Below are 8453 nucleotides of genomic sequence, written 5' to 3'. Positions count from 1 at the left end.
ACGAGCCGGAACTGCTGACTCTGCTCGCCGATGTGCTGGCCATCGACGAGGACGCCGTGTGGGCGGTCGACGTCGCCGACGGCATGGCCACGTTGCTCATCAGCGTGCTGCTCAACCACGGCCAGCAGCTGCTCTACATCCCCGGCCTCGCGGTCAACCGGGTATCGGCCGGCTACCGGGGCACCGGCAAGACCGACGCCAAGGACGCCATCGTCATCGCCGACCAGGCCCGGATGCGCCGCGACCTGGCCGTTCTGCGACCGGACGACGAGCACGCCATCGAGCTGCGGGTCCTCACCAACCGCCGGGCCGACCTGAACGCCGACCGGACCCGCCGGATCAACCGCCTGCGTGGTCAACTCACCAGCATTTTCTCCGCGTTGGAGAGGAGCCTGGATCTGGGCAACGTCGGCCCGCTGGTCCTGCTGACCGGGTACCAGGCCCCGGCCGCCCTGCGCCGCACTGGCCGCAAGCGGCTGGAGACCTGGCTGCGCAACCGCCACGTCCGCGGCGCCGAAGCCCTCGCCACAGCCGCCCTGGAAGCGGCCGAGCGTCAGCACACCGCCGTCCCCGGGGAGAAGATCACCGCGCAGGTGATCCACACCCTGGCGAAGGAGGTGATGGGCCTCAACGAGCAGATCGCGGAGATCGACAAGCTCATTGCGGCCCGGTTTCGCGAGCATGAGCTCGCCGAGGTGATCTCCAGCATGCCCGGCATCGGCTCGCTGCTGGGTGCCGAGTTCCTCGCCGCCACCGCCGGCGACATGAGCCGCTACGGCACTGCCGACCGCCTGGCCAGCCTCGCCGGAGTCGCCCCGGTGCCCCGCGACTCCGGCAACGTCAGCGGCAACCTGCACCGCCCCCGGCGCTACCACCGCGGCCTGCAACGCGTCTTCTACACCTCCGCGCTCATCAGCATCCGCAGCTGCGACGCCTCGCGGCGCTTCTACGAACGCAAGCGCGCCGAAGGCAAACGACACACCCAGGCCGTCCTCGCGCTGGCCCGGCGACGAGTGAACGTCCTGTGGGCCCTGATACGTGACAGAAAGTGCTTCCAACATGAACTCTCGGTCACAGCGGCAGCTTGACAACCTCATTAGGAGGTGAGCGGGAGGTACACCCGGTTGCCCGCGGCCGCGAATTCCGCCGACTTCTTCATCATGCCCTCGGCGATCTCGGCCTCGGTCGCCGAGGGCTCGTCGCCGCCGAACTGCTCCGAGATGCTTCGGCTGATCTTCATCGAGCAGAACTTCGGGCCGCACATCGAGCAGAAGTGGGCCGTCTTCGCCGGCTCGGCCGGCAGCGTCTCGTCGTGGAACTCCCGTGCCGTGTCCGGGTCGAGTGCCAGGTTGAACTGGTCCTCCCAGCGGAACTCGAACCGCGCGTCCGACAGGGCGTCGTCCCAGTCCTGCGCCCCTGGGTGCCCCTTGGCGAGGTCCGCAGCGTGGGCGGCGATCTTGTAGGTGATGACACCCGTCTTCACGTCGTCCCGGTTGGGCAGGCCCAGGTGCTCCTTGGGCGTGACGTAACAGAGCATCGCCGTTCCCCACCAGGCGATCATCGCCGCGCCGATGCCCGAGGTGATGTGGTCGTACGCCGGGGCGATATCGGTGGTCAGCGGGCCGAGCGTGTAGAACGGCGCCTCCTCGCAGATCTCCTGCTGGAGATCGATGTTCTCCTTGATCTTGTGCATCGGGACATGGCCCGGGCCCTCGATCATGGTCTGGACGCCGAACCGCTTGGCGACCGAGTTGAGCTCGCCCAGCGTGCGCAGTTCGGCGAACTGCGCCTCGTCGTTGGCGTCGGCGATCGAGCCGGGGCGCAGTCCGTCGCCCAGCGAGTACGTCACGTCGTACGTCGCGAGGATCTCGCAGAGCTCCTCGAAGTTCTCGTACAGGAACGATTCCTTGTGGTGCGCCAGGCACCACGCGGCCATGATCGACCCGCCGCGGGAGACGATCCCGGTCTTGCGCCGAGCGGTGAGCGGGACATACGGCAGCCGCACGCCGGCGTGGACCGTCATGTAGTCGACGCCCTGCTCGGCCTGCTCGATCACAGTGTCCTTGTAGATCTCCCAGGTCAGCTCCTCCGCCCTGCCGTCGACCTTTTCGAGGGCCTGGTAGAGGGGCACGGTGCCGATCGGCACAGGGGAGTTGCGCAGTACCCACTCGCGGGTGGTGTGAATGTTGCGGCCGGTGGAGAGATCCATGACCGTGTCGGCGCCCCACCGCGTCGCCCAGGTCATCTTCTCGACCTCCTCCTCGATGGAGGAAGTGACCGCGGAGTTGCCGATGTTGGCGTTGACCTTCACCAGGAACCGCTTGCCGATGATCATCGGCTCGGTCTCCGGGTGGTTGACGTTGGCCGGCAGGACCGCCCGGCCGGCCGCGATCTCCTCGCGTACGACCTCGGGTTCGACGTTCTCCCGGATCGCCACGTACTCCATCTCCGGGGTGATCTCGCCCCGGCGGGCGTACGCGAGCTGGGTGACGGGCTGGCCGTCGCGGCTGCGGCGCGGACGGCGCGGACGGCCGGGGAAGACGGCGTCGAGGTTGCGCAGTCCGCCGCGCGGCGAGGTATGCCCCAGCCCGTCGTCCTCGGGGCGGACGGGGCGGCCCACGTACTCCTCGGTGTCGCCGCGAGCAGTGATCCAGTTCTCCCGCAGGGGTGCGAGACCGCGCCGTACGTCGGTTTCGGTGGCGGGGTCGGTGTACGGCCCCGACGTGTCGTACAGCGTCACGTCCGTGCCGTTGGTGAGGTGCACCTTTCGGACCGGCACCTGGAGGTCCGGGCGCGAGCCCTGGACGTATCCCTTGTGCCAGCCGATGGACGTGCCGGCCTCGTCGCTCTGGTTCGAGGCAGGCGTGCGTGCGTCCGATGTGGTCATGAGACCTACTCCCTACGCCGGCATTACCCGGTAACAGGTTCGGCGGTCGGCGCAGCCTGTCCCGTACGGATGTACGGATATCAGCGCCCTCTCAGCCCGGTGCTCCGAGCTCCCGCGTGTGCAAAGGTGCCACCACGCTAGCGCCTGTTCCGGCGTGCTGGACAGAGGGCCTGTTCCTTCTTGCGATGATCGCCCGGTGACGTCCCTTCAGAGCGCCCCCGGATCGCAGGACCATCAGCACGGGCATTCGCACAGCCATGGCCCTGCTGCGCCGGTCTCCACACATCTGCGCAAGGTCATCGCGGCCGTGCTGATCCCGTTCGCCACCGCGGTCGTTGTCGGCCTGGTGGTTCTCTGGCCGGGCGGTGCGCCCGATCACGAGCGCACCGGTGTCGGTTTCGACCGGCAGACCCAGCAGGGCAAGGTGGTGAGCGTCGACATGGTCGACTGCAAGGACGTGAATGCCGCGCAGATGCCGGTCACGGGCGGCACCACGACGCCATCGGGGGACGCGGGCGCCGGTCAGGAATCGGGGCTGTGCGAGAAGGCCACGGTCGAGGTGACGACCGGGCACGACAAGGGGCGCACGTTCGTCGAGATCGTGCAGCCCGACGCCCCTCGGCAGTTGCGCGAGGGTCAGGGCGTGGTTGTGGCGTACGCCCCCGACGCGCCCCATGACCTGCAGTACTCCGTGACGGATGTGAACCGGAAGTTCCCGATGGCGCTGCTGGCCGGGATCTTCGCTCTCGCAGTGGTCGTCGTCGGCAGAATGCGCGGGTTGATGGCGCTGGTCGCGCTCGCGGTGTCGTTCGCCGTACTGACCCTGTTCATCCTCCCCGCGATCCTTCAGGGGTCGAATCCGCTGCTCGTCGCGGTCGTCGGGGCCAGCGCGATCATGCTCATCGCGCTCTACATGTGCCATGGCCTGACCGCACGTACCTCGGTCGCGGTCATCGGCACCCTGATCTCACTGCTGCTGATCGGGCTGCTCGGTTCGCTCTTCATCGGCTGGGCGAGCCTGACGGGGAACACAGACGACAACACCGGTCTGATCCACGGCCTCTACCCCCACATCGACATGAGCGGCCTGCTGCTGGCCGGCGTCATCATCGGTTCGCTCGGTGTGCTCGACGACGTGACGGTCACCCAGACGTCGGCGGTCTGGGAGCTGCACCAGGCGGACCCGACCATGGGTGCACGAAAGCTGTACCGGGCAGGGATCAGGATCGGTCGCGACCATATCGCCTCGGTGGTCAATACGCTGGTGCTCGCCTACGCAGGCGCCGCGCTTCCCCTGCTGCTGCTGTTCTCGATCGCGCAGAGCAGCGTGGGGACGGTGGCCAACAGCGAACTCGTGGCGGAGGAGATCGTCCGGACGCTGGTCGGCTCGATCGGACTGGTCGCCTCGGTGCCGGTGACGACGGCGCTCGCGGCACTGGTCGTCTCCGCGGACCGCACAGGGCTCGGCGCGGAAGCAGGAGCTTCGGCACCCGTACGGGTCGGGAGGGGCCGGCGTCGCAGGGCGAGGCATTGAGCAAATCGACGCGAAGCACATATCACCCGTTCGGCAGATACGGCGTTCGATCGGACGGTAGGCCGTCCGCGCAGTTCTGCCTCAGCCGGCGTTCTGTTCCTTGGCCAGGATCCGGCCCAGCGCCTCTTCCAGGCTGCCCTCGAAGTCACTCAGCGTGCACTCCTGCCCGAGGGGCACGAGCTTGTCCGTGCGGTCGAGAAACGCGACGAGTGGCGCTGTACCGGCCCTGAACAGGGCGCGATCCGTCCCGACCTGCAGCCGGATGTGTACGTCGGAGAGTCCCTCGGGCTCCGTGGGACTGATGTGAACATCGCCGTCGCCGCTGGGGCTGTTGAGGCCGTCCAGCAGCAGCTCACGGCCGAAAGCCCAGGTGACGGGGGCGTCGCCGGGCAGGTGGAAGGTCATCCGGATCGCATACGGATCGCACACCTCGTACCGGAGTTCCACCGGGATACGGAATGAGAGCTCCTCGGAAACGAGAAAGCTCATCATGACCTCAGCTTGAACCGACTCGCGCATCGTCCAACCCCGCAGTAGTTGAATCTGGCCAGGAATGATCCCCCATGGCCCTATTGACGCCATCGTGGTGCACGCGATAGCAGATCACAAGGAGTGATTTTTCAGATACTGATAGAGAACACGAACGAACGCAAGAGGCTTGCCACTTCGCCGCGTAGCCGTTCGACTGCGGGGAGCAATCGATCTTCCTGCTCGAGAGGCATGGAAATCGCCATGGCGGCTGCAGTGAATCCGGCCGTGATCGGGATGGCCGCGCAGACCGTTCCCAGGGCGTACTCCTGTCGTTCGATGACAGGTTCCATCCGCTCCAACGACCTCAAACGCTCAAGAAACGCCGGTCGGTCCCGCATCGAATAGCGGGTGAGAGGCCGCACAGGGTGACGGTCCAGATGGTCCTCACGGGCCTTCTCGTCGAGCTGGCTGAGCAGACACTGACCGAGCGCATGGGCATGTCCGGTCTCCCGGAACGAGGCCCACTCGTCCACCGCTGGAGCCGCGGGGGTGTCGGCGACCGCGATGAGTTCGATCTCACCGTCGCAGTAGACGGCGCAGTAGACCGGCGCACCGATGATGTCGCGCCAGCGGGCCAGCGACTGGGTCATTCTGCTGCGACGATTCTGCAGACAGCCGTCGTCGACGAGCCTCTCTGCGGCAGTGCCGAAGAGGAAAACACCGTTCGCGCGGCGCAGGTAACCCTCATGGGTGAGGGTGCGCAGCAGGTGATAGGCGGTAGGAAGAGGAAGTCCCGCTTCCCGTGCGAGCTGCTTCGCGGGCGCCCCGTCCCGATGGGCGCCCACAGCCTCCAACAGCCTCAACGCCCGCTGAACCGAACCAATCAACGTCGGAACAGCGGTGCTCGATGCCGTGGTCAAAAGTCACCCCCAGGCATGGCGACGGGCGGTCGGCCCGTCCGTGGGGGCCGCCCCCACGGTCCTGCCGCAAACCTGAGGTCCGGAGACCGGACGTATGCACAAACCACTGGGCACAGCGGTGACGGGCAGTTAATTCCCAGGCGGCGGCAGCGGACTGCCACTGTATAGGCCGCATAAGCAGGGGGCGTCGTTTCGTCCTGCGCTTAGCTCAGCTGGGCTAATTGCCCGACTGCTGACCGCCCGCCCCTACCAGTCGCCGCGCGAGGACGAGGAAGACATGAACTTCCGTACGACGAAAACGAGGCCACCGACCAGGATGACGAACACCAGGACCTTGAAGAGCAGACCGATCACGAACCCGATCACGCTGGCGATCAGACCGCCGAACACCACGATCGCGATGACGGGCACTGCGACCCACTTCACCCACCAGGGCATCCCCGCGAATATCTCCCGCACAGCCATCGTCCCTACCTCATTCCTGTGAGTACCTGACTCGATGCTAGAGGCGCGGGGGTCGCCGGCGGGGGCTCCGGAGCCCTTGATCTCCCCTGATCGAACCCCGAGGGACCCCTGAGAGCCAGGCTCAGCTCTCGGGTGGAGAGAAGACCACCATGACCCGCAGATCCTCGGTGATGTGGTGAAACTTGTGGGTGACCCCGGCCGGTACGTACACCACGCTTCCCCTGCCCACCTGCGTGGTCTCCATGCCCACGGTGATCGAGGCACGACCGCTGACGATGAAGTAGACCTCGTCCTGCTGGTGCGGCTTCTGCGGGTCGAGCTCGCCGGCGTCCAGCGCGTACAGGCCGACGGACATGTTCCGCTCCCGCAGGAACTGCAGATACGCGCCGTCGTTGGCGGCACGTTCCGCCTCCAGTTCGTCCAGCCTGAATGCCTTCATGGCCCGTCCGCTCCCTGCTTCTGTTCAGCCGGTGTCCGCCACCGATCGTGTCTGCCACGATCAGACACATGAAGAATTTTGTAGTCAAGACGATCGCCAACACGGGTGCGCTGGCCGTGGCCATCTGGCTGCTGGACGACATCACGCTGTCGGGCGGCAGCACCGGCCGCAAGGTGCTCACCCTGATCCTGGTCGCCCTGCTCTTCGGGCTGGTGAACTTCGTGGTCAAGCCGATCGTGAAGGTGCTCACCCTGCCGCTGTTCATCCTCACACTGGGGCTGATCACCCTCGTGGTGAACGCGCTGATGCTGATGCTGACCTCCTGGCTGGCGGGCCAGTTCAATCTCAGCTTCCATGTCCACGGCTTCTGGACCGCCGTGCTCGGCGGTCTCATCATCTCGATCGTGTCGTGGGCACTGAACGTGGTCCTGCCCGACGAGGACTGATCCGACGCCGCGCAGACCAGAGAGAACAGAGAGAGCAACATGAGCAGCATGGGCGACGGCACCAGGGCGGTACGGGCAGGCCTTCCCGAACCGGAGCAGTACGAACCCACCCTGCCCGGTCCGGTCTTCGCCGCGCACTTCCATCTCTCCGGCGAGCCGACCGGTCCGTACACCTACGGACGGGACACCAACCCGACCTGGACCCATCTGGAACGGGCCATCGGCGAGCTCGAAGCGCCGGGAGAGGCCGTCGAGACCACGGTGTTCGCCTCCGGAATGGCGGCGATATCGGCGGTGCTGCTGTCGCGGGCGCGTACCGGTGACACCGTCGTCCTGCCCGACGACGGCTATCAGGCGCTGCCTCTGGTGCGTGAGCAGCTGGAGGCGTACGGGGTCGAGGTGCGGACCGCGCCGACCGGGAGCGACGGACAGCTTGCGGTGCTGGAAGGGGCCCGGCTGCTGTGGATCGAGACGCCGTCCAATCCGGGACTCGACGTCTGCGACCTGCGGCGAGTCATCGACGCCGCGCACGCGGCCGGCGCTTTGGTGGCCGTGGACAACACGCTCGCCACTCCGCTCGGCCAGCGCCCTCTGGAATGGGGCGCCGACTTCTCCGTGGCCAGTGACACCAAGGGCATGACCGGACACGGTGACATCCTGCTCGGCCATGTGACGTGCCGGGATCCGGAGCTGGCGGCGGGTGTCCGGCGTTGGCGCAAGGTAGCCGGGGCGATCCCCGGCCCGATGGAGGCCTGGCTCGCGCACCGTTCGCTGGCCACGCTGGAGCTGCGCGTCGACCGGCAGTGCGCGACCGCGCTGGCTCTCGCCGAGGCCCTGGGCAAACGGCAGGAGGTGACCGGGCTGCGGTATCCCGGGCTGCCCACCGACCCCTCGTACCCGGTCGCCGCGCGACAGATGCGACGCTTCGGCTCCGTGGTGTCGTTCGTGCTGCCCGACCGCGAGATCGCGGAGCGCTTCCTTGCCGGGCTGCGGCTGGTCGACGACGCCACCAGCTTCGGCGGCGTGCGCTCCACTGCCGAACGCCGGGCGCGCTGGGGCGGCGACGCCGTACCGGAGGGCTTCATCCGATTCTCGGTCGGGGCCGAGAACGCGGACGACCTGATCGCCGACGTGGACCGGGCCCTGGACGAGGCGATGGGCTAGGGCGTGTTTCGAAAGTAGCGCCGTCCGCCCGCAGGGCGGGCCTGGCGGCGTCTGGTGCGTGCGATCGCAAGGCGGAGGGTCGCCCCGATACTGGGCGTATCGGGGCGAGCCCGACAACGCAGCGAGC

Annotated in this window: 9 protein-coding genes and 1 riboswitch; of the genes, 4 read left to right on the top strand and 5 right to left on the bottom strand. The window is 67.3% G+C overall.

Annotated elements, in window-relative coordinates; all coding sequences use genetic code 11:
* Window positions 1-1088, top strand: a 1088-nt coding sequence (locus AB0915_RS36780; RefSeq protein WP_366695412.1) for an IS110 family transposase, incomplete at its 5' end; no start/stop codon positions are given.
* An 8-nt stretch (window positions 1089-1096) separates the two neighbouring features.
* On the opposite strand, the gene thiC is transcribed toward AB0915_RS36780, so the two are convergent.
* Window positions 1097-2887 (bottom strand): phosphomethylpyrimidine synthase ThiC, encoded by a 1791-nt coding sequence (gene thiC / locus AB0915_RS36775; RefSeq protein WP_366695410.1) that lies wholly within the window; start codon window positions 2885-2887, stop codon window positions 1097-1099.
* Window positions 2880-3013: riboswitch (TPP riboswitch) on the bottom strand. (Overlaps the previous gene by 8 nt.)
* Window positions 3014-3083: 70 nt before the next feature.
* On the opposite strand from thiC, the gene AB0915_RS36770 reads away from it, so the two are divergent.
* Window positions 3084-4421 carry a YibE/F family protein gene (locus AB0915_RS36770; RefSeq protein ID WP_366695408.1) on the top strand — a complete coding sequence of 446 codons (1338 nt, stop codon included), beginning with the start codon at window positions 3084-3086 and terminating at the stop codon, window positions 4419-4421.
* Between the two features lie 81 nt (window positions 4422-4502).
* On the opposite strand, the gene AB0915_RS36765 is transcribed toward AB0915_RS36770, so the two are convergent.
* The 4 genes from AB0915_RS36765 to AB0915_RS36750 all read right to left on the bottom strand — a co-directional run bounded on the left by AB0915_RS36765 (window position 4503) and on the right by AB0915_RS36750 (window position 6716).
* Window positions 4503-4940 (bottom strand): SsgA family sporulation/cell division regulator, encoded by a 438-nt coding sequence (locus AB0915_RS36765; protein ID WP_037702202.1) that lies wholly within the window; start codon window positions 4938-4940, stop codon window positions 4503-4505.
* Between the two features lie 101 nt (window positions 4941-5041).
* A complete protein-coding gene (locus AB0915_RS36760; RefSeq protein WP_366695406.1) occupies window positions 5042-5812 on the bottom strand; it encodes a helix-turn-helix domain-containing protein in 771 nt (256 codons plus the stop codon).
* Window positions 5813-6058: 246 nt separating this feature from the next.
* Window positions 6059-6271 carry a DUF5326 family protein gene (locus AB0915_RS36755; protein ID WP_345512737.1) on the bottom strand — a complete coding sequence of 71 codons (213 nt, stop codon included), beginning with the start codon at window positions 6269-6271 and terminating at the stop codon, window positions 6059-6061.
* 127 nt (window positions 6272-6398) lie between these two features.
* Window positions 6399-6716 (bottom strand): cupin domain-containing protein, encoded by a 318-nt coding sequence (locus AB0915_RS36750; protein ID WP_366695404.1) that lies wholly within the window; start codon window positions 6714-6716, stop codon window positions 6399-6401.
* A gap of 68 nt (window positions 6717-6784) precedes the next feature.
* Between AB0915_RS36750 and AB0915_RS36745 the strand changes: the two genes are divergently transcribed.
* Both AB0915_RS36745 and AB0915_RS36740 read left to right on the top strand, forming a co-directional pair.
* The gene (locus AB0915_RS36745) at window positions 6785-7162 is read left to right on the top strand and encodes a phage holin family protein (protein ID WP_366133104.1); all 378 of its coding nucleotides are present in this window, start codon (window positions 6785-6787) and stop codon (window positions 7160-7162) included.
* Between the two features lie 39 nt (window positions 7163-7201).
* Window positions 7202-8326, top strand: a complete 1125-nt coding sequence (locus AB0915_RS36740; RefSeq protein ID WP_366695402.1) for a cystathionine gamma-lyase — start codon at window positions 7202-7204, stop codon at window positions 8324-8326.
* Window positions 8327-8453 lie beyond the last annotated feature (127 nt).

Source organism: Streptomyces sp. NPDC048411, assembly GCF_040704695.1.
Taxonomy (GTDB): domain Bacteria; phylum Actinomycetota; class Actinomycetes; order Streptomycetales; family Streptomycetaceae; genus Streptomyces.
This window is presented reverse-complemented; position numbering and strand designations above follow the sequence as displayed.